Genomic DNA, 24,345 nt, shown 5'->3' with positions numbered 1-24,345 from the left:
ACGGCACCGGATCCCGATCCGGCCCCGGACGTTTCGGACGATTCGGACGCCGAGGTGGCCCGGGTGCGGCAGGTGACGCGGGAGCGCCTCCAGCAGGCCACCCAGGAACTCCAGCGCACCGTCGACGACCTCCACCAGGCCCGCCGGGACGAGGCCGTCGCCCACGGTGCCCGGGACGCCGCGGAGGCGTCGCTCGACGCCGCCAGGACCGCCGTCACCCGGGCCGAAGGCGAACGGGCCCGGCTCGAGGTGAACATCGACCACCTCGACCGGTCGATGCCGGAACTCGAAGGGGAGGTGACGCGACGGGAGAGGCTGGAGTCAGCGGCCCGGCAGACCGTCGACGACCCCGCCACCAGCCGGGACGAGTCACGGCTGGCCGCCGCCCGGGCAGAGCTCGACCAGGCGCGGCGGGAACTGGACGCGGCCCGGACGGCGCTGGAGAAGGCCACCGGCGACCTCCGGGACGCGGGAGCGGATCTCGACCGGGTCCGCGCGGAGCTTCCGGACCTGCGCCGACAGGTCGAGACCGCGAGCGAGGAGTTCCGGGCCCGCGACGTCTCGGCGCAGGCGCACACCAACACGGTACGGATGCTCGACGAGGCCAGGACCGCCCGCGAGGCCGCCCGGGACGCGGCACAACAGCAGGTGGACGCGATGGCGTTGCCGGTCCCGCCGGTCCCGCGCGGCACCCCGGTCGTGGACGTGGACGGGGCGTTGGCCGAGATCGCCCGCTCCGGCCACGGCCGGTCCGTCGTCCCGGAACTGGAACGCACGGTACGCACCCTGCACGGCGGCACGGTCCCGGCGCGCGTGGTGCTGAGCACCGACCCGACCCGGCAGGCCGACAACGCCGCGACCGCCCCGGCGGACGAGACCGCCGTACACGAACGGGACCGGGTACAACTGGCCCGGGACCTCGCCGCGACCCTGGCGGTCCCGGTCGAACTACGGGTCGACGGCGGCACCAGCGCCGAGCCGCCGTACCTCGCCTACCCGGGTGGAGAGGTGGTGCGGCTGGACATCACCGGCCGCCCGGAGACCCTCGACGACGCCCTGCGGCGGCTGCCGCAGCGCGTCCAGGACGACCTGGCCGCCCACCGGGGCCGGCCCGACGTGAACTCCCGGCTGGAGATCCTGCACGAGGCGGAGATCGAGTCGCGGCAGGACTTCGCCACGGCGGTGGCCGCCCTGGTGGAGAACCTGAACCGACACCAGGGATACCTGGCCCACCGGTGGGTCACCCAGGCCGTCCCGCCGGTCGACGCCGCCGGCCTCCGGGCCTTGGCCGACGGCCTGGACACCAGGGCCTGGCCGGAGCCCACCAGCACGCCGCCGGCCGGACCGGTGGAGACCGGCCGCCCCGACGCCGTGGCCGCCGCCTGGCTGGCGTACACCCCGCAGTACCGCGCCGACATGCTCGCCGACATGCTGGACGCCGTCCCCGGGCTCGGGTTCACCGTGAGCCGACCGACCCGTGAACTGCCGGCCGACCAACGCCCGGGTGCCCGGGTGCTGGCCGTGGCCGGGTCCACGGCCGCCGCCGGGGTGGTCCTGCCCACCACGCAACTGCACTGGTACGAACCCGCCCGCAACCAGATCCACACCGGCAGCATGCAGATGCTCGGCACCTGGGCCAAGGGCCGGGCCGGCCAGGGCGCCCGACCGGACGACATCTGGTACATCGTCCTGACACCGGACGGGACCGACCGCCCCCGTGACCCGTCGGCCCTCGCGCACCACGTGGACGTGGCAGCGCGGACCACGTCGACCCCGCCGGTCGAGCCGGACCCTTCGGCGGGCGTGGCCGGTGCGGTACGCGGTGACGTGTCGCTGCCGGGGGGTGCGGCGGCGTTCGAGTGGGCTGGTGCGGCTTCGGCCGATGGCGGGGTTGGGTCGTCGTCGGGGTGGGCGGCTGGGGTGGAGCCGTCGGTGGTGCGGGTTGATGGTGGTTGGCGTGTGTCGTATCGCAGTGCGGAGGGTTTGCCTTCGTGGGGCGAGATGACGCGGGTGGAGTCGGATCGGTTCACGTGGCGGGGTTCGGAGCCGTTGCGGTTTGTGGAGACGCCGGGGGAGGGGCGTCCGTTCCGGGTGGAGACGGCGGGGGAGGACGCGGGGGTCCGGGTCCACGTCGATCACTGGGTGCACCGTGAGTCGGGGAACGTGGTGTTCCGTCTCCGGTTGGAGCCCGACGCGAACGTGGTGGAGGGTTCCATCCTGCGCACGCTGCGTGCGGTCGAGCAGTGGGTGGCGCAGACCAACGAGCGGTTGCGGCCCGAGGGTAGGCCGCAGGCGGTGGCGGTGGTGTTCGATCCGGCCGCGGAGACGGAGGTTCGGCTCAGCCGGTACGGCAGTGACCTGAGGGACAGTGACAACGTCTATGTGAGTGAGGATGGTTCGGCGGGTCGGATCACTCAGTTGCATTGGCTTGCGGGTCTTCCGTCTCGTGCTTATGGGCATGAGTTGAAGCATTTCGCTGGGGTGCCGCATCATGCTTCGCCGGGTGATCTGCTCAGGAAGCCCAGGAGTGTGGGTGATGATCGTCTGGACGAGCCGGGGTTCACCGCCTGGGAGCTTGAGCAGATCCGGGAGACGGCTGCTTCGTATGTGGCTCCCACGGTCGCGCCCCGGCCGGCGGCGATGGAATGGCACCACCCGGCCGACTCCGAGGCAGATGCCGATGCCGACGCGGGCGGGCAGCCGTCCGATTCAGCGGCATACTACGACCCGCACGATCTTGGCTCGGAGTTCGCGGACCTGGGGTGGACGGCGGACCCGTTCGGAGGAGTCGACATGTCGACTCCGGTGCTCGACCCAGAGTGGCAGCGGGCTCAGACGCTCGACCCGGAGGGATCATCGTCGGCCCTCGACTACGAAGTGCAACTGACGATCCTGCGGCTGGCGAATTCTGCGCACCGCGTCGAGGAGCAGTTCGACGAATGGGTGAGCGACGTATTCGACATTTTTGACGCGGAGGATGTGCCAGCGGCCAGAGCCTTCTACCAATCATTGTTGAACACACCGGTGGTGTCGGCGAAGGGCATCACCACCGTGGCTGGGCTGCGCGCGTTGGCGGTCCGCCGGCTGGCCGAGGAGCTCGCGCAGGGCGAGCAGTCGACGTTGAACGAGTTCCTTCCGTATCCGGACGGCGTGTCGGAACAGCAACGAGACGCCCTGCACCGGATCTGGCTCGGCAAGCTCTCGAACGCCCTGTCCAGGGATTACGAACTCGCGCATGTGATTCCGCATCTCATGGCCAAGGCCTTGTCCATGTCCATGCGGATCCATCATCCGTTCGATGCTCCGCAGGACATCGGCCCGACGCCCGATGTTGGTGCCGTCCGGCATCAGGTCGTCTTCTGGAACGGTGCCTACCACCGCGTCCTACCTTTTGATCCGAACGATTCCCGCCTCGACGGTGGCTTCCAGCAGACAGCCGTGTCCGCCAACGAGAAGGAACAGTTGGATGCCCTTCTCGCTGAGCTGAAACGCCAGATCGACACGGCGGAAGCGAATCCGACCAACAGGCACGGACATATTCTGAAGTTCACCTTCAGCCGTAACCTCGCGGCCATCGGTAAGCAGCCCGTCTCCCCTCGCACGCAGGCCCGAGAACTCGTAGAATACCACCGATACCTCAACAGCCTCCGGCAAGACAGCGGCTGGCAAGACGAGAGCCCACAACTCGAATCCCCCTTCACCCTCCGCCTGACCGCCGCTGATTACAGGGGCGACAGCAACCACACGCATTTGAACGCCTCGGTGGGCGGCAAAGTTGTTTCTCTCCTGCTTACCACCCAACATGTCGCCTCCGGCGATATCATCTCTATCGACTTCGGCAAGGTCGGCGAGGAGGGCGTCGGTATCGCCAGAATCCCGTACACCGAGGCCGACGGCACCGAGAGGTTCATCTACCGCGAACTCGACCGTAAGTTCGATGACAACGAGCTGGCCGAACTGGGCAACAGAGCATCCGCTCTGAGGAATAGAGTCTCCGGTCTGAGGGATGGAGAATCCGGTCCGAGCAATAGGGCCTCCGACCGAGTGTTGGAATCCGTCAAGCCGTCGTTCGTTGACTCCTTCCAGATGTCGACATCATTGAGAAGCGGCGTCTTGGGCGTGCGGTTCGGTGAGGGTGATGTAGGCAAGGCCAGCCAAAGAGCCCTTATCTCACGGACCACATTTGCCGACGGGACTCGGTTTGTCGTCCCCGATGACATGAAGGATGTGGTTCTCGAAGTCGGGTATGACTTGGATAGTCAACCCCTCGCGGTCGTGGAAATTCCGGCCGAGCGGAACGGGGGGCAGGCCCTGTATCTGAGGTTGACCGATCCCGCCCCCACCGTGGGCGACATCGAGCGTCTGCGCAAGAGGGAATCCTTCTGGGAGTCGCGGGATCGATGGGTGCTTGTCGATGGAAACTCTTTCGACGACGCATTGACGGACCGTGCCCGGTTGCCCAAACCCATCGATCTTTCGGCCAGCGGTGCGGGCGCGACAGTCGATGGGCTGGAGGTGGATCTGTCTGCGGGGGCGGCGATCACCCTGCGGGTGGGAAAGCGGGTGATCGGACCGGAACTTGCCAGCAATGTCTTTGTGGTCAAGGCGCCGTTGAAGCCGTTGGACGACGCGGCCAAGGAGGCCTACCTGCGCGCCAACTCGGTGGTCGACGTGTCGGAGATACCCACACACGCCTACCGGCTTGTCACCACGGGCAAGACGGACGCCGATTTCGATACTTTGATCGCCCGGCTCCGCACGCGGCAGGCGATGCTCGACAAGCGCAGAGAGCGAGGCGAATCGATATACCAGCCATACGCGAAGCGTCGGCGTACCGGGGGGTCGTCGTTGCCTGGGGGGCCGGCGGCGTTCGAGTGGGCTGGTGCGGCTTCGGCCGATGGCGGGGTTGGGTCGTCGTCGGGGTGGGCGGCTGGGGTGGAGCCGTCGGTGGTGCGGGTTGATGGTGGTTGGCGTGTGTCGTATCGCAGTGCGGAGGGTTTGCCTTCGTGGGGCGAGATGACGCGGGTGGAGTCGGATCGGTTCACGTGGCGGGGTTGGGAGCCGTTGCGGTTTGTGGAGACGCCGGGGGAGGGGCGTCCGTTCCGGGTGGAGACGGCGGGGGAGGACGCGGGGGTTCGGGTTCACGTCGACCATTGGGTGCATGGTGGGTCGGGGACGGTGGTGTTCCGTCTTCGGTTGGTGCCTGACGCGAACGTGGCGGAGGAAGCCATTCTGGCCACGTTGGGTGCGGTCGAGCAGTGGGTGGTGCGGACCAACGCGGGGTTGGGGTCGGGGGGTGGGTCGCGGGCGGTGGCGGTGGTGTTCGATCCGGCCGCGGAGACGGAGGTTCGGCTCAGCCGGTACGGCAGTGACCTGAGGGACAGTGACAACGTCTATGTGAGTGAGGATGGTTCGGCGGGTCGGATCACTCAGTTGCATTGGCTTGCGGGTCTTCCGTCTCGTGCTTATGGGCATGAGTTGAAGCATTTCGCTGGGGTGCCGCATCATGCTTCGCCGGGTGATCTGCTCAGGGGTTCCAGGCGTGTGGGTGATGATCATCTGAACGATCCGGGGTTCACCGCCTGGGAGCTTGAGCAGATCCGGGATACGGCTGCTTCGTATGTGGCTTCCACGGTCGCGCCCCGGCCGACTGGGTCGTCCGGGTCGGGCTCGGGGTCGTCGGAGCGGGTTTCCGGTTCGCTGCCGGGCCGGCCGGCGGCGATGGAATGGAACCCCCCGACCGACGCCGACGCTGACGCGGGCGGGCAGCCGTCCGATTCAGCGGAATACTACGACCCGTTCGATCTTGGCCCGGAGTTCGCGGACCTGGGGTGGACGGCGGACCCGTTCGCCGGAGCCGACATGTCGACTCCCGTGCTCGACCCGGAGGGGCAGCCATCGGGCGGGCAGATGTCGGACTGGGAAAAGGAAGTGGAGGAAGCCACCAGCTACTTGAAGCGCGCTGGAGCCGCTGCCGAGGCGGCGTTCGGCAGGTGGGCGCGCGAGGTGTTCGAATTCGATCCCGCAAACCTTGACTGGAGGCCGAACTACGTCTTCAACGAGTCGGTGTTGAACACCTACCGGGAAGACTTGGGGAAGAAAGGCATCACCACCCCGGCTGGATTGAGCGGATGGCTGGCCCGCCAACTGGCCAAGGAACTCGCCCCGGGCGGATCGCCGAGGATCAGGGAGCTTCTTCCGTATCCGGATCCGGAGAACATGTCCGAGCAGCAACGAGACGCCCTGCACCGGATCTGGATCGACAAGATGGCAAACCCCCGATCCGTGGGTTACGAAGTCACCCATGCCGCTCTCCATCTGCTGGCCATGGGATTGGACCAGCCGATGCGGCTCTACCATCCGTTCGGCGACCCGTACGACGACATCGGCCCGCCGCCCGATGACGGTGCCATCCCACGCCCCGTCGTGTGGTGGAAGGGTGGTTACATCGTCCTCAAACCTCGTGACCCGGCCGATGCCGACATCCTCGCCCGCATCGCCAGCGGCTACCAGCGGGAGTGGCCCGACCACGCACGGTCGCGATGGGACAGCCTTTTCAGCGGGGCGCTCGGTCTACTGAAAGCCAGAATCGACACGGCGGAAGCGAATTCTCCGGAGCCTCACCGGTCCCTCCTGCGATACAACCTTGACCGCGACCTCGCGGCCGTCGGTAAGCGCCTCTTCTCTCCTCGCCGCCAAGCCGAAGAACTTGACGCATACCACCGATACCTCACCGGCCTCAGCGACGACGCCACCTGGGCAGGTGACTACCGATGGGAACTCAAAGACCCGTTCACCCTCCGCATCGCTGCCCACGTCAAGGCCAACAGTGGCGCGTACGCGGAATTGCGCTTCCGGCTGGGCGGCAAGGACGTGCAACTCACTCGTGTCGACCACGTGGTCCTACCGGGCGACATGGTCGCTGTCGACTTCGGGTCGGCCAACGGGGAGGGTGTCGGCATTGTCAAGATCCCGTACCTGGCCGACGGCGTCGAGAAGTTTGCCTACCGCGAGATCGAGCGCAGATTTTCTGACAGCGATCTGGCTGAACTGAGGGGCAGGGCGCACGGCCATGTGTGGCAACTCGACGAGCCGGCGATCAGCTCCGTCTTTCACATCGCGGCGGGCTTGGACCCCAAGACGGGTGTATTGACCCGCTCCTTCGGCCAGGGCTCGGAGGGCGACAAACTCCAGAGAGTCCGGATCCCGGTCGTCAAAGTGGCCGACGGAAGTCCATTTGTCATCCCGAGGAACATGAAGGAGGCCATTCTTCGACTCGGGTACGGCCCGGATGGTCGACCCATCGCGGTCGTGGTGATGCCGGCTGAGAAGAGCGGGGTTGGGCGGGACCTGTATCTGCAACTGGTCAATCCTGCCCCCACCATCGACGACATTGAGTTGCTGCGCAAAACGGCGCTGTGGGAACGTGGGTATTGGTGGAGCATTTCCCGGGCGAGATCCTTCGCTGACACAATTGGCTCGCACAGTCGATTGCCTGGTCCTCTGGGTTTTTCTCTCGGCGGCGGAACCTGGGCCAGGACGTCAGATGGGCGGCAGGTGAATCTCGCCCCTGGGACGCCGATCACCCTGGAGGTGGGGGAGCGGCTCCGGCCGGTCGGCAAGGACGACGTTGTCGAGAGCGTCAAAGAGGTTGTCGTCGTGGTCAGGGCGCCGTTGGTCCCTGAACCGAACGCGCCGGTGTCCGAACCCGAACACGTCTTCCGGCTCTTCGTCAGGGATGCGGCGGATTACGACGCTCTCGTAAAGCAGCTCGAAGACCGACAGACGATGCTCGACCGGCGCAAAGAGCGAGCCGAGTCGGGAGCTCGGCGGGCCCCGAAGCGTCCGCGCGTCCAGGATGGGTCGTCGCTGCCCGGCCCGGCGACCGCGCCACACCAGCCGCCACCCCCACCGGATGTGGCTGGTGAGGCGGGACGTGGTGGCGTGCTGCTGCCGAGTCAGTTGTCGCCGGCTGAGGTGTCGGTCTGGTTCCCGTGGCTGGGCAGTGTGAACCCGGGTCGTGCTGACGATCCGGACAGTCCGAACTCGCGGAGGCGGGATTCCGCGACGAACTGTGTGTTGGCGGCGGTCGGTACGGACATGTCGTTGGCGGATGGGGCGGGTTGGCAGGTGCCGCCGGAGGTGCCGTCGCCGGTGGTGTGGTTGCAGCGGTTTGCGGGTCGGCCGTTGGTGGAGGTGGCCGATTACGACGCGGTGGTGGAGGTGATGGCCGGGGCGGAGCCGGGTGCCCGGGGTGTGCTGGTGACGACCGGTGTGGGCGACGAGGTTTCCCATGCGGTGAACGTGGTGCGTACCTATGACGGGAAGGTGGTGTTCCTCGACGGTCAGCGGGGTGAGCTGGCGCGGGGGCCGGTGGAGCCTGGCCGGTTGCGGTTCGTGGCGACCACCGACGGCGTGGGCGTCCCGCGCCCGCCGGCGGGGGTGGCAGACGCCGCGACCGTGACCGTCCCGGAGCATGCGGATCTGGCCGGGATGGACGGGGCCGCCCGGCCCCCGTCGGAGTCCGTTCCGGTTCCTGCGCCGCTGCCGTCCCTGCCGGCCGGGCTGCTGCGCTCGGACGCGTGGGATCGGTTGTTCACGCAGTTCCTCGACAGGGCGGGGCACGAGGTCATGGTGCTGCTGGGTGAGCAGACACCGGACGGAGTCCGCCACCATCTGCGCGACTCGTTCGGCTACTTCATCGACAGAACCGACGTCCTCGACGAGGGAAGGGCCGGTCTGTCCCTGGACGACAGGGCGTTGTTGCGGCAGGCTCTGGATGCGCGGGGGACGTCGGTCCCTCGCCTCACGGGGGCGCTACCACACCTGCTGTCCGAGGCGTTCTCCGTCAACGTCACCGTGGCTCCGGTCGGGTCCGGACCTCACGGGAACGACGGTGTCGCACCCTGGCATGACCGGACTGTCGCACTGGACCTTCCCGTCGCCCACCTGTCCGCCGTGCCGGACAGGCGGGGCCCGCTGATCGGCCACTTGGGCGAGGTGTTGGCGGTGACGTCGTGGCAGGCGGTGGAGGGCCCGCGGGTGGCCTCCGTCGACGTGGCCGGGGCGGTGCGAATCTGGGACGTGGACGGTGAGGTGGTGCTCCGGAGGTTGGAGGGCCACCACTCCGGGGTGTTGACGTCGTGGCCGGCGGGGGCGGGCCGGCGGGTGGCCTCCGCCGATGTGGCCGGGGCGGTGCGGGTCTGGGACGTGGACAACGGTGTGGTGCTCCGGGAGTTGGAGGGTCACACCGGCGCGGTGGTGGCGTTGACGTCGTGGCCGGCGGGGGCGGGCCGGCGGGTGGCCTCCGCCGATGTGGCCGGGGCGGTGCGGGTCTGGGACGTGGACAACGGTGTGGTGCTCCGGGAGTTGGAGGGTCACACCGGCGCGGTGGTGGCGTTGACGTCGTGGCCGGCGGGGGCGGGCCCGCGGGTGGCCTCCGCCGACGCGGCCGGGGCGGTGCGGATCTGGGACGCGGACAACGGTGTGCTGCTCCGGGAGTTGGAGGGCCACGACGGCGCGGTGGTGGCGTTGACGTCGTGGCGGGCGGGGGCGGGCTCGCGGGTGGTCTCCGCCGACGTGGCCGGAACAGTGCGGGTCTGGGACGCGGACAACGGCGTGGTGCTCCAGACGTTCGAGGGCAACGACGGCTTGGTGCGGGTGTTGACGTCGTGGCAGGACGAGTCGGGCTGGCGGCGGTTGGCTGCTGGCGACGTGGCCGGGAGAGTGCGGATCTGGGACGTGGACCGCGGGGTGGTGCTCCAGACGTTGGAGGGCCACGACGGCGTGGAGGCGTTGACGTTGCTGCCGGAGGGGCCGGGCCGGTGGCTGTTGGCTGTCGGCCAGAGGCGGGCGGTGCGGTTGTGGTCCCTGTCGGACGGGGTTGCCTGGCCGGCGGGGTTGCCGCTGGTGTCGGGGGAACGGTTCCGGACAGAGTCGGGTCGTGGGTCGGTGGTGGTGTATCCGGAGGGCGTGAGCACTGGGATTGATGTGGAGCGTCTCGCTGCGGTGGCGCGGGAGCAGGCGGTGACGGATGCCGAGGCGTGGGCGGCGAGGACGGGGCAGGATCGGCCTGCGGGTGATGCGGTCTGGCGGGTGGTGTTGGCGTTCGAGGACCGTGCGCATGAGGACGTGCTGGCTCTGGCGGAGCGGTTGATTGACGGCGAGTTGGGCGTGGAGCTGCCGGAGGCGGCGGTGATCGAGCTGTCGCCGTACAGCGCTTACCCGTCCGGTGTTCCTGTGGTGCAGCCACGGACGTTGGTCGAGGTCGCGGCGTTGCGGGCAGCGCGTGGCGAGTCGGGGGCGGTGGCGATCCTCGGGCGGCATGTGGCGGACGTGGGCGCGGGGGTGCTCCCGCACGGTCTGGTCGCTGTCGATTTCTCGGGTCGGGAGACGTTCCCGGCGTTGTTGCGGGAGGTCCAGGCGCGTCCGGTGAATGAGGACGCTGACCTTGAATATCGGGGCCGTCGGAGGCTGGAGGGATTGCCCGTTCACCATGGGCCGTATCTCCTGTCTTTTGATCGGGATTGGGCGCGGTTGGGGCAGCGGGCGTTCTCGTATTTCCGGAATTGGGTGTTCCTTCCGGGTGTGCCGTCGGAGCGTGGTTTGCGGGTGACGCAGTTGCGGCGCGCGGAGTTGCTGGTAGGGGAGATCACGGAGGCGAGCCCGGCGGGGGTGCCGGATGTGGGTCCGGGGTGGGTGCCGGATGGCGCGCGGGTGTTGGTGGTGGGTGTGCCGGGGCCGTATCCGGGCGATCCCAAGGCGGTCGTGCCGTCTTTGTTCGACTTCCTGAATGGTGCGTTGCCGCCGGCGGCGTCGGGGTTGCGGGAGCCGGTGTATGTGGTGGTGCACGGGTTCGGTGGGTGGACGTCGACGGTGGTGTTGACGCATACGGCCGAGGATGACCTGTGGCCGGTGCGGATGGAGGAGTTGGCCACCGGCGAGCCGGCGGGTGGGGGCCTTCGGGCGGCGCGGGATCTGGTTGAGGCGGACGGGTGGACCCGCGTGTTGGCCGAGGTGGAGGGGATCGCGGCGGCGGTGGGGGCGGCGGCTCCGGGTCGGGTGGGTTGGGCCGGGGAGTTGAGGGCGGCGCTTCCCGATGTGGTGGGTGGTCCGGCGACTGTGGACGGGCAGCGCCGGATGGGTGAGCGGGTTGACCAGTTGGTGGCGTTGGGTGAACGGCTGGTCGGGCTCACGCGCGGGTGGACGGGTGAGGACGCGTTGCCGGTGGGGACGGATCGGCCTGATCTGCGGCTGGAGAGGTGGGTCGGCGACGAGCGCAACCGGCGGCTGGCGGTGGCGTTGGTGGCCACTGACGACGTGGTGGACGAGGAGGTGGTGGAACGGGTCGAGGATGAGATCGACCGGGTGTGGGAGACGGTGGTGGCTCCGGTGTCGGCGGTCCGGGCGGACGGGGGGGTGCCGGAGGCCGCCTCGGAGGTGTTGCGGGCGGTGTATCTGGGTGCCTGGGTCTTCTATACGGCACCGGGCCAGCCGGTGGTGACCGAAAGACCTGAAAACCCCCGCGAGAACCTGCCGGAGGGGGTTCAGAGCGAAAACGGTCGGCGGATTGTCGATCTGTCCGCTGTGCGGGATCTGGGATTGGCGGACTTCGACCGGTTCCTGACGGAGCATGGCCAGGACGTGGCGTCGTTGTGGTCGGCGGACGGTGCGGCAGAGCAGGTTTCCGAGCTGCGGGCGGCCCTTGGGGTGTCGCCGCCGCTGCCCCACCTGCGTGCGGTGGGGCGGGTGCCGGAGGTGTCCGAGCAGTGGCGGGCGGAGTTGTTCTCCGCGGTCAGCGCGTTCGGTCTGGCGCGGCAGTGGGTGGAGGAGCAGGTCTCGTCGTTGCCGGCGGCGGCGGTGCCGGGGCAGGCCGGGGACGGTGCAGCCGGGTCGGGTGAGCAGGCGGTGCCCGTTTCCGACGACGGGGTCGCCACTGCGCGGGCGGATCTGATCGGGCGGTGGCGAGATCTTGCCGACGGCCACGCGAGGCGGATGGACGCCGCTGACCGGGAGTTGCGGCGGATGACCGCCCCCGGTCAGGACGACAGCCCGGCGCGGTCCGCCCTGGCGGGGCTGTCCGACCGGTACCTCCAGGAGATGCAGGGTCTCAGCCGGGCGCGGATGCACCGCACCGTGGACGCCTACGTGGAATCGTTGCCCGCGACCGAGCTCGGGGGGCTGGGGGACCGGGTCGGTCAGGTCGAGACAGCGGCCGCAGAGCTGGACCAGCACCTCGGACAGGCGCCTGACCCATCTTCGGTGGACGTGGTCGACGGTGTGGAGCTCCGGACGTTGGAGGGTCACACCGGCGCGGTGTGGGCGGTGACGTCGTGGCAGGGGGAGCCGGGCCCACGGGTGGCCTCCGCCAGCGACGACGGAACGGTACGGATCTGGGACGCGCTCACCGGTGCGCCGCTCCGGACGTTGCGGGGCCACACCGACGGGGTGGTGGCGGTGGAGTCGTGGCAGGCGGGGCCGGACCGGCGTTTGGCCACCGCCGACATGCAAGGGGCGGTGTTCGTCTGGGACGCGGTCACCGGTGCGCGGCTCCTGACGTTGCGGGGCCACATCGGCCCGGTGTGGGCGGTGACGTCGTGGCCGGGGGAGCCGGGCCCACGGGTGGCCTCCGCCAGCGACGACGGGACGGTGTTCGTCTGGGACGCGGTCACCGGTGCGCGGCTCCTGACGTTGGGGGGCCACACCGGCGGTGTCGGGGCGGTGGCGTCGTGGCAGGCGGGGGCGGACCGGCGGTTGGCCTCCGCCGACTGGGCGGACGGGACGGTGTTCGTCTGGGACGTGGCCAGCGGTGCGCGGCTCCTGACGTTGCGGGGCCACACCGGCGGTGTGGTGGCACTGGCGTCGTGGCAGGCGGGGCCGGACCGGCGGTTGGCTTCCGCCAGTTGGGACGGGACGGTGCGGGTCTGGGACGCGGTCACCGGTGCGCCGCTCCTCACGTTGCGGGGCCACGCCGGCGCTGTGGTGGCACTGGCGTCGTGGCAGGCGGGGTCGGAGCGGCGGTTGGCCTCTGCCAGTGAGGACGGGACGGTGCGGGTCTGGAACGTGGTCACCGGTGCGCCCCTCCTGACGTTGGAGGGCCACACCGGCGGGGCGGTGGCCGTGACGTCGTGGCAGGCGGGGTCGGAGCGGCGGTTGACCACCGCCGATGCGCACGGAACGGTGCGGGTCTGGAACGCGGACAGCGGTGCGCTGCTCCGGACGTTGGAGGGCCACACCGGCAGGGTGCGGACGGTGACGTCGTTGCAGGGCGAGTCGGGCCGACGGGCGGTGGTCTCCGCCGGTGACGACCACACGGTGCGGTTGTGGTCCCTGCCCGATGATGCTGGCGGGCCGGCGGGGTTGCCCGGCGTGCCGGATGGGCCGGTTGATGGGGGGAACGACTCCGACGCGGGCGGGTCGGACTCGTCGGCGGATGTGGCTGGTGGGTCGGAGCGCGGGGATGTGTTGCTGCCGAGTCAGTTGTCGCCGGCTGAGGTGTCGGTCTGGTTCCCGTGGCTGGGTGGGGTGAATCCGTACCGGGGTCGGGGGGAGCAGTTCGCGACGAACTGTGTGTTGGCGGCGGTCGGTACGGACATGTCGTTGGCGGGTGGGGTGGGTTGGCAGGTGCCGCCGGAGGTGCCGTCGCCGGTGGTGTGGTTGCAGCGGTTTGCGGGTCGGCCGTTGGTGGAGGTGGCCGATTACGACGCGGTGGTGGAGGTGATGGCCGGGGCGGAGCCGGGTGCCCGGGGTGTGCTGGTGACGACCGGTGCGGGCGACGAGGTTTCCCATGCGGTGAACGTGATGCGCACCTATGACGGGAAGGTGGTGTTCCTCGACGGTCAGCGGGGTGAGCTGGCGCGGGGGCCGGTGGAGCCTGGCCGGTTGCGGTTCGTGGCGACCACCGACGGCGTGGGCGTCCCGCGCCCGCCGGCGGGGGTGGCAGACGCCGCGACCGTGACCGTTGCGGAGCATGCGGACCTGGCCGGGATGGACGAAGCTGCCCATGCGTCGCCGCATTCCCCCGGTCAGATCCCCTCGCCGGAGAGTTCCTCGTCCGAGGACCTCCCCGCGGAGGGCTCGACGATCGACTTCCGGAAGGCCAAGGAAGACTGGCACAAGATCGAGTACCGCATGTCCCGCTACGACAAGCTGTGGAACAACCCCGAACTGAGAGCCGCCTACGAGGACTTCAAGAAGCAGATGAAGCTCGAGCTCCGGCTGAAGGCTGAGGGCCGGACCAACGACCAGATCGACGCCGAGGTCGTCAAGCAGTTCGGCTCTGACCGGGTCGCCCCGTTCGCGCAGTTGATGGCGGACAATCACGCTTTCTCGGCCCCGGCCAAGTGGTGGTTCAACCACCAGCACGACAGCGACTTCGACGACCAGTTCCGGGAAGCCGTCCAGCAGTTCCGGTCGAAGCTCGCCCTCTGGGGCAAGATCGGCCCCGCCGTCGCCGAACGGATCACCGAGCAGAACGGCAACCGGATGCTCGAGGCGACGCCCGGTGGGCAGATCTTCGACAACATCATGCTCGGCACCGGCAGCTTCTTCAACTACCCGCCCGGCTTCAACCGGATGTGGGAACAGTTCTCCCACCAGCTCGTGGCAGTCACCGACGGGATGATCGACGCCCACGTGTACCGGGGGGTGATGGTACCGAGCGTCCTGCACAACACCGAGGCGAAGATCCTCTTCGAGAAGGTCGACCGGCGCGAGATCGAGGGTCTTCGGGTCGTCGCCTGGGAGTTCGTCGCCGACAACACAATCGAGAAGGCGGGTGAGTACGTCGTCCGTTCCCAGGGGTCCTACGACGAGCGGGTTCCGAAGCTCGAGAAGGGCAAGACCTCGAAGACGTTCGACATGCGCCAGCAACAGCTCTACGAACAGCTCACCTACCGCCGGGAGGAGTACAACCGGATCGGGCTGCAGGACTCGCTTCCCGAGCTCCCGCCGAACGAACGGAAGGACAGCAAATACATCTTCGTGGTGTCGGACGCGAACCAACCCCATGTCGACGAGAGCCCGGAGAGCCTCACCAGAAAATTGTCGATGGCGCGGGAGAGCCAGACCGCCGACAACCCGTTGGCCCGACTGGACCAGATGCTGGCCGTACTCGAGTACGCGCAGAACAACGAGGGGCCCTCGGATAGCGGATCCTCGTTCGTCGATCTCACCACCGGCCTCTCGCGGGCGAACACCGGCACGGCGGCTGGCAGCCTGTCCAGCTCGATCGCCAGCATTCTCGTGCCCCCGACCCGGCGCAACACCGCGCTGGACCCGACCGACGCCGAGCCCGGCCCGTTTCCGGAGGACCCGAAACCGAGCCCGTTCGGATCCGACTACTCGCCCAGGCTGGATGCCGTACCGGAGGAGTGGCCCCCGCCGGCCGACCCCGGCAGTCCGGTCGACGCCGAGGGCCGGGCCGCCACGTTCGGAGGTGGCGGCGCCACGTCATCCGCGACGGCGGACGCGACGCCGACCGGAAGCACGCCGAAGGTCGAACGGCCGCGGCTGACGAGAACACCCTTGCCGCACCCCCGGCCGAGGCCCAGAACGACGAGCGTGTACCAGCTTGAGGCATCGTCCGGTGGCCCGAGCGCGGGTCAGGTCGGGGCTCCGTTGCGGTCGTACCAGCGGCTGAGCGTCGTCAGCACGAGCCGGGACAGCCAGCCCACCGAGGCGGACTTTCCCGCGCACGTTCCGGCACAACAGGTGGTCACCCACAGGCATCCACCGCTGCGGCTGTCCGACGACGGCACGCTCGCCATCAACGGCATCGCCTCGGTCAGCGGTGCCCGCCCGGTGACCGAGGCGACGGAGTTCTACGCGACCGATGAGGTCATCGACGCGGCACGGCGCGGGCTGGCGAGGGCCGGGGCCAACGTCAGGCTGACGGTGGACAGTGCCGTGACCGTCACGGTCGACCACGGTGGTCGACCGGTGACGCTCCGCAGGGTGAGCGCGGACTTCGACAACCCCCCGCCGGACGTCTGCGTCGACTTCGCGAGCGTCGTCCTCGGTGGCGTACCCGACGGGGTGGTGTTCCGAGCCGAGGGCCAGACCTTCCTGGCGGAGACCGACGCCGGGAACGGGAGCGAGTTGCTGGGTGTGCATCATCTCGCCGAGGGGGTGGCTGCCGTCGCTGCCGGCGACCTCCCCCTCGCCGCCGTCGACCCGGGATGGGCGGCGGCCAGGATCGCGGCCGACCGGCGGTTGACCGGCGGCGTCACACAACCCCCACTTCCTGGTGCCGCGTACGGTGCCGCGCTCCGGAACGATCCGGCGAGCCGCGCCGAGCACGCCAGACTCAGCCAGGTCGCGAGGCGGATCGGCATCAACGAACATGCCTGGCCCAGGATCGGCGAGGCCTACGCCACCAGCGCCATCATGTCTCAGGGTGCCGACGGCGAAGCCTCGATGACGACGGACTTCGCCCGTGGCGGTACGGTCGCCAACGCCTACGGCTACCACTTCGGAGCGGTCGTCGCGCAGAGCGCCGACGGAAAGACCCAGATCACCTTGGAGAACTACGTCCGTCTCGGTGGGCGCAGACGTGCCGTCGACGAGGCGATCGAACGAACACTGGCCGCGTATCGCGGTCGGTTCGACACCGTCAAGGCGACGCTTGCACGGGCGGTGGCGGATGGTGGCGGCGACCCCCAGGCCGTCGACGCGCTGCAACGCAGATTGGACCTGGCGGAGGCACTCGCCATCGTCGAGAAGTCGGGAACCGAGGCGGCCGGGTCTGACGCGGTGGCGTGGCAGTCCGCTCGCGCCGCGATGGCGAAGTTGATGGATCTGCCGCGGGCGAGCGACATGTGGCATTTCAAGATGTTCAGCCAGCGCCCCGGCGAAACCTTCCACGAGCAGAGGGCGGTGCTCTACGACGCCGCCGTGCCGGTTCCGCTGACGAACCCACTCACCACCGTCGTCGTCGGCGGCTCCACCCTTCCCGATCCGATGCGGATCAGCTTCGATCCAGGGTCCAAGACTCCGGGACCGGTCGAACTCAACATGCTGCGATCGGTCTCGCGGCAGACCAGCAAGCTCGCGGTTTGGCGGCACGACAACGGCCTTCCCCTGCCCACTATCGGTGTCACCGGATACGGCAACGGCACCCGCCTGTGGCCCGGTAGCGCGGTGGCCACCGGATGGGAACGGGCGAACAGCGTCATCGACGTCCTCAGTCGGCACCTGGCCCAGGACCTGACCACGCTGCTCGATGGCGGGCAGGACGTGACGGCGGCCGACATCGTGCTCACCTCGGACTCTCAGGGTCGTGACCTGGGCGACACCGTCGCTGACCGGGTCACGGAGGCCGACGACCTCCGCCGGGCCGACGTCGTCGTCCATGTCCCGTCCCCGCATCCGGCGTCCGCCGGGTTGGCCGGCCGGGCGACGGGAGACGAGTTGCTGCCGGGTGGGTTGTCGCAGGCCGAGGCGTTGAGTCGGTTCCCGTGGCTGCGCGAAGTGAACCCGCACCGGGGCCGGGGGCAGCAGTTCGAGACGAACTGCGTGTTGGCGGCGATCGGCACCGACCTGTCGTTGGCTGATGGGGTTGGGCACCAGGTGCCGCCGGAGAAGGCCAGCCCGGTGGCATGGCTGGAGCGGTACGCGGGCCGGCCGCTGGTGGAGGCGGCCGACTACGCGGCGGTGGTGGAGGTGATGAAGGCCGCGGCGCCGGGGGCCCGTGGTGTGATGGCGGTGACGGGTGAGGGCGACCGGATCTCACACGCGGTCAACGTGGTGCGGACCGACGACGGGAAGGTGGTGTTCCTCGACGGTCAGGAGGGTGGGCTGGCCCGGGGGCCCGCCCGACCCGGTCGGGTGCGGTTCGTGGCGACGACCGACGGGGTGGGTGTGCCGCGGGCGCCCTCGACGGCGGGAGAGGACGCGACCGCGACGGTTCCGGCAGGGGAGGATCTGGCCGGTGCCGGCGGGGGCAGCGCCCCCGCGCCCTCCACGGCGGCCAGCCCCGCCGAGGGCGGCGACGTGGCGGCGACGCCGGCCGGCAGCACGCCGGAGGTCGACCGGCTGAACCGGGAACTGGCCGGCATCCGGGACAGGACCGCTGCCGTCGAGAGCGACCTCGCCGCAGCCCGGAGCGAGCTGTCGTCGGCGCGGGAGGCGGTGGCGCGTCAGGTCGAGGCCCGCCCGGCCGTGCCACCGGCGCCCGCAGCACAGGCGCTGACTGACGGAAACGAGACGCAGGCGGCGGAGCGTGCGGCGTGGGAACGGCTCACCCGGGCCCAGGACCGGGTGGCCGAGCTGGAACGGCAGCGCGGGACAACGCAGAAGCTGCTGGAACAGGCGGTGCGGGCGGCGGACCGGACGCGGCAGGCGCTGGAGCAGGACGCCGCCAGCCGGGAGGCGGACTGGCGGACGGCGGCAGAGCAGTGGACGGACGGCCTCCAGGCGTTGCAGGTGGGCCAGGCAGCGGCGGCGGACCGGGCAGCGGAGCGGAGCCGGCAGCGGAACGCGGCGCTGGTGGCTGCCGAGCAGCTCGCGGACCAGTGGGCCGGTGAGCGGGAGGTGGCCCGGCAGGAGGCGGCCACCCGGGCGGCCCAGCGCCTGGTGGCGGGGCAGGAGGCACGCGAGCGGGCGGCGGCACGCGAACAGGCCCGGCGGGACGAGCAGGCCCGGTGGGACACCTGGCAGGGCGTACAGGGGGCACTGGCGGCCCGGAAGGCGGTCCGCGATGCCGCGCGGGCGGAGGCCGACCGGCAGGAGCAACGACGCCAGGAGCAGGAGGCGCGGGCTGCGGAGGAGGAGACGCAGCGACAGCTGGCGGACCAGGACCCCGGGCAGCAGCACCTCGCGGCGGAACGTGCGCAGCAACGGCAGGTAACCGCTGCGGCAGCGCAGTGGCGCGCACGGGAGCGCGAGCTGGCCGAGGGAGCGGCGAAGCTCCGGCAGGACCAGCAGCGTGCCGACGACCAGTTGGCCGAGCAGGCGCAGCGGCGGTGGGAGGAGGACCGGCGGAAGGCCGAACTGGCGGAGGCCGAACGGGTCCGGGCGGACGAGGACGCGCGGCGGCAGGAGGACGAGCGGCAGCGGGCCGACCTGCGTGCGGTCGAGGCGGAACGCGAGCGCGTCGAGGCGGAGCGGGAGCACGCCGACGACGCGGAGCGCCGGGCGGAGACGTGGCGTCAGGCCGAGCTGAGGGACGCGGTCGACGCGGCGGCGCGTACGGCGGAACGCACCCGGTTGGCGCAGCACGTCGCCCACCACCAAGGGCAGCTCGACCGGGCCCGGAATGCGGCGGCCGACGCGCGTACGGCCTGGGAACGTGCGGTCGGGGAGCGGGATCAAGCCGACGCGGCCCGGACCGGGGCCACGGGAACGGCCAGGGACGTCGAGCCGGCGACGCCGTGGTACTTCGCCGCCGGTGCCCTCGGTGAGCTGAGTGTCTCGGCGGTGCGGCACCTGACGCCGCAGCAGGTGGCGGAGACCCTCGCGCAGTTGATGGACGACCTGCCGTCCGGGGTGCCGACCGGGGCCGCCGACGACATCGAGTTGGGCGCGACCGACTGGCTGGACCTGGGCAACGCAGCCATCCACGCACGGGTGTCGGCGGCGCTGTACGCGCTGCTGACGGCACCGGATCCGGCGGACTCCCGCGCGGTCGAGGAACACCGGGAGCGCTGGGAGCAGGTGCTGTTCTCCGGGGTGACCCTCAGCGCCGGCGGGCGACTGGTGTGGATCCGTCCGGTGCCGTACGGTCCGCGACCGTCGCCCGCAGGGGATGCCGGAGGCACGCGGGTGTACGGAGTCTCGTTCGGCTCGACCAAGGCCGGCGACGGCACGTCCGTGTCCAGCGGACGGAAGATCGACGGTGGGCTGGAGGAGACCTTCGACCTCTCGACCGGGCACGCGTCCAGGTTGCTCGCGAACCTCCCGTCCGTGTCGATCAAGAGCGAGCGCCAGCACGCGATGTCCCGGGAGACCCGGGTCATCTGGGGCCGGAAGATGTACGTGACCCAGTCGACGTCGTTCACCAGCGGAGTGTCCTTCCAGGTCTTCGTGAACGGCGTCGAGTGGGGACGGGCGTCGGTGCCGGCCGAGACCGGCCTCCTCGACATCTCCCTGCCCACCCTGTATGCCAACGGCAGCGCCGGGCCGAACCCGGCGGCCCCGCTCGCGCCGTCGCCACCCGAGCCACCGACACGGTCGACGTCGCAGGCCCGGGACGTGCTCAACGCGATCGACCTGACCCCACTCGTGACCGGCTGGCACCAGGCACTGACGGCTGCCCTGCCGGCCGACACCGCGGCGAGCATCGCCGACAAGGTCACCCGCCAACTGCTCAACGAGCGCACGACGCGCAACCGTAGTCGCTGGGTACTGTCGAACGGGGACATGACGGACACGATCGACGAGCGGCGCACGTTCCGCAGGTTCCGCGGCTACGTCGACACGAAGGCGGTCATGCGGGAGTTGCAGCTGGTGGGGATCACCGAGGGCGTCACGGTCCGGGACGACCTCGGGGTGATCGCGACCTCCGGCGAGGAGGTGTCGGACACCAGCGGCGCCGGCCTCGACGTGGACGCGGCGCTCCTCGGACTGACCCACGTGGCGGCCGACCCGGGTGGCCGGGAGGAGGCCGCCGACAAGACGGCCGGTGGCTTCTCGTTCGGCTTGGGCGGCGAGTCCGAACGCGAGTCCGCGCTGGAGGTGGGCGGCAAGGCGCTGAACCACACGGTGCTGAACCGTAGGGAGGACCAGGCGCGTTACCGGGTGGTGTTCGACCTGACGTTGACCACGCACGGCGATGCTACGGTGGCGCCGGTGACCCGGCGGGTGGTGGCGGAGCTGGGCGTGCCGGTGAGCGAGGCGCAGCAGTTCGAGCGCAGCGTCTTCGGGACGGTCTTCACCCCGGAGTTCGGTGGGCCGGGCACGGGGCGGCCACGGGCGCTGATCACGCCGGCCGCCGCGACCCCCGCACCGGCTCCGACCCCGGCGGACGAGATCGCCGTCCGGTTGTCGCCGCCGGTGCTCTGGGCGCCGCAGGCGCGGCAGCCCTACGTGCCGCCCGCCGGCCCGGCGCCCCGCGAGCCGCTGGCGCTGGCGATGCGGCGCGGCCAGGGTCTGGGCATCGCGGCGAACATGCCCGGGTCGGAACAGGTCGCCGACCTGGTGGAGTCGGTGCTGCGACAGAAGTCGGGGCGCGCCGACATCGGCGCCGTGGTGCGCCGCACCGTCCTGGCGAAGGTGGGCCGGGCCGCGATGGAGGCCGATCCGACGCGGACGCAGGCCGGGAAGAAGTTCACCGTGCGGGTCGGCGGCGAGCGGTACCAGATCCTGGTGACCGAGCACCGGCGGGAACTGCTGGACAGTCCGGAATACCCGATGACGGTCAACGCCCGTGCGTTGACCGGAGCCACCACGTCGGCTTCCCGGTCGACCGAGGGCAGCGTCGGCGGCCGGTTGGGCGGTCGGGTGTCCAAGCCGGTGGGCACCGTCGAGCAGTCCGACCGGAACGGGCAGACGCCGGAGAGCGGGACGGAACTCCAGGGGAGGGTGTTCTTCCCACGACTCGGCGTGACGGCGGAGCACACCCGGTCGAAGGAGCACGAGCTCAGCCAGGTGATGCAGGAGTACCGCCGGACCGAGACCCTCGGAGACGTCGTCGACCATCGCTACCGTACGGCGTTCGAGGTAATGATCCGCGCGCAGACGGAGAGCGGCTGGGGACCCCGCGAGACCTGGCTGGTCGGCGCGGGACACGGCGCCGAGGTGGCGACCCACATCGCGGTGCCGGTCGAGCACGTGCCGCGTGATCCGCGCACCGGCGAGGAGCGGACCGTCACGACGGCGCAGCTCGACGCCGCGGGCGTGACCCGCACGAGCCCGCGACCCGACTCCGCGTGGGCACCGGCCGGCCAGCCGCCGCACCTGCCGTTGGACGTCCAGGGCAGCGCCGGCATGTATGCGGCCTTCCGGTACGTGCCCGAGCTGCCCGCCACTGCGGCGCGGCTGTACCAGCAGGTGAACGGCCTGCCCGACGAGTGGTTCGACGAGCCGATGAACTGGCCCGACGCGATCTTCGATCTCGGCGCCGGCTCGGAACTGGCCGCCGGGTTCCCGGAGGCGGTCGAGGAGCACGGGTGGGAGCTGCGACTGCCCGCCCACGACGGGTACCAGCAGACCGTCCGGATCCGGGAGCGGTTCTTCGCGGCGGGCCTGACGTACCAGTACAGCAGCGACGGCATCGACAGCGCGGACGGTGTCGAACTCGAGCAGTACCGGCAGTCGGCGATCAGCCATGCCGCCGGGACGAGCAACGCACTCAGCCTCGGCGGCAAGGCCGGAGTCGGGGGCCAGTACCTCAACCACGCGACCGCCGCGAAGAAGATCGGCCCGGACAGCGACGGCCCGGACCGGGGCGGCTCGGACCGGGGCGGCTCGGACAAGGCCCACGAGCGCGGCCGCTTCGGGGGCGGCCTGTACGCCGAGGGCGGGGTGTCGTTCGGCGGCTCGGACGGTAGGGACTACGGCGCCATCGACATCACCCGGGCCACCTACAACGACGTCGTCCACGCCTATCACGGCCGGGTGGTCTTCGAGGTCACCGCCCTGCGTACCCGGGGCGGCGAGACCACGGCCACCGCTCCCGTCTACCTGGACGCCGACGACGCGGTGGATCTCCTGGTGACCGATCGTGCGGCCGAGGATCTGGGGCTGTACCGGCCCGGGCCGCAACCGCCCGACCCGCCGCCGTCCCGCGAGATCATCGACCCTGAGCTGTTGCCTGCCGTGGGGCACCCCGAGCGGCTGCGGGCCAACGCCGTGCTGGACACGATCCTGCAACGGCTGCGGCAGCGTGGCCTGTTCGCCTCCGGCGACGGTATCCCCGACCACCTGCGGCGCGCGCTGGTGAAGCGGTTCTCCTCCCGCAACCTGGAGACGCAGTACCTTCCCCTGTCCGGCGAGGGCGTGTACGGCTGGTTCCCGGTGCCCACGCCCTACCACACCACGCAGTACCTGTGGGTGCGGGTCAGCGCCACCCCGTCGGCCGCGCAGTCGAGCGACCGCCCCCGCGAGCGGGTCAGCCTCACCCTGCGGGGGGAGACGCACGACGCCCAGTCCAACACGGCAAGCTACGGAGCGTCGTGGGGCGGACTCGTCAACCTCTCCGGCCGGGCCGCGTTGAACGACGAGGGCAACGTCCTCGGCGGGCACGGTGACTACGGGCAGGAGAGCGCGAACTCCAGTGAACGCGGCACGCAGTCCGAGTCCAAGGACATCTTCCGGACCGGACCCAAGAAGTCGCACGAGGTCGAGTACCCGTTGGACTTCACCATCGACATGACGCTGACCACGGAGATGCCCCAGGCGGTCACGTACGTGCTCGACTCGGTGCGCAACGTGCTGTTCGGGGGCGCCTGGCTCGCCGGCCTCTGGCAGCCGAACCTGGAACGGTCGGTCCGCGACCTCTGGGACAACCTGCCCGGGATCGGCTGGCAGGAGCAGATCCAGGTCGCCGGGGACGTCCGGCTCATCGTGCCGCGCTACCTGACCCGGCCGACGGCCGAACAGCCGGGGAGCTGGCAGGGGCAGGGGCTGGCCCTCGTCGTGGTCCCAGCCACGACCGGCGCAGGCCGGCCGATACCTCGGTGGGCGGAACCCAGGCCTCACCGGCCCCGGTTGAACGACGACCTGGCCGGTGACCGCAACCTCCATCCGTGGCGGCTGCACCGGGTGGCCCGGGAGTTCGAACGCTGGGCGGCGCTGACCACCCAACCGCCACGGCTGCGGCAGGGCCTGGACCTGGGCACCGACGGCGCCTGGCGGGTGCCGGGCGTGCACGGGGGCAGCGACCTCGACCGCCTGGTGGCGCACCACGCGTCCGAGATGATGCTGCGATCGCGTCTCGAGCCGCTGCTCCAACACCGTTACCAGGTTCCGGGCACCGGCATCACTCTCGGGTTGGACATCCGGCGGGCGGAGCTCTACGTCGACAAGGACGGGCAACCGCTGGCCTTCGAGCAGAAGGCCCGGCGGTACCAGCAGAACGAGGCCGGCCCGATCAACAAGGGTGACTCCTCCTCGGGCTGGGAGTTCTCGTTCGGCCCGCAGACCGGCGATCGCACCGGCGGCATGAAGAAGCTCGGCTGGAACGGCGACGGCGTCGGTGTCGGTCGCGAGGACGGCGAAGCCCACGCGGCCGAGATGAGCGAGGTGAACGAGCGCAACGTGGAGGCGAAGCGGGCGTTCCACCAGTACCGCTACGACGTCACGGCGGTCATCTACGGTCCGTACGGGACCCTGCTGGTCGACGTGGAGCGGGGCCTCTACCTCATGCGTGAGCAGGCACTGACGGCTCCGGTTACCATCGCCGCCTAG

General features: G+C 70.3%; 1 protein-coding gene (only partly in view). It reads left to right on the top strand.

What is annotated here, in order from left to right:
* Positions 1–24,345: the 3' portion of a toxin glutamine deamidase domain-containing protein gene (locus GA0074694_RS00835; protein ID WP_091450922.1), read on the top strand. The gene continues 32,985 nt to the left of window position 1, outside the view; 24,345 of the gene's 57,330 nt are visible here — the last part of the coding sequence; its start codon lies beyond the left edge, outside the window; its stop codon occupies positions 24,343–24,345.

Source organism: Micromonospora inyonensis (assembly GCF_900091415.1).
In the GTDB taxonomy this organism is placed as follows: domain Bacteria; phylum Actinomycetota; class Actinomycetes; order Mycobacteriales; family Micromonosporaceae; genus Micromonospora; species Micromonospora inyonensis.
This window is presented reverse-complemented; position numbering and strand designations above follow the sequence as displayed.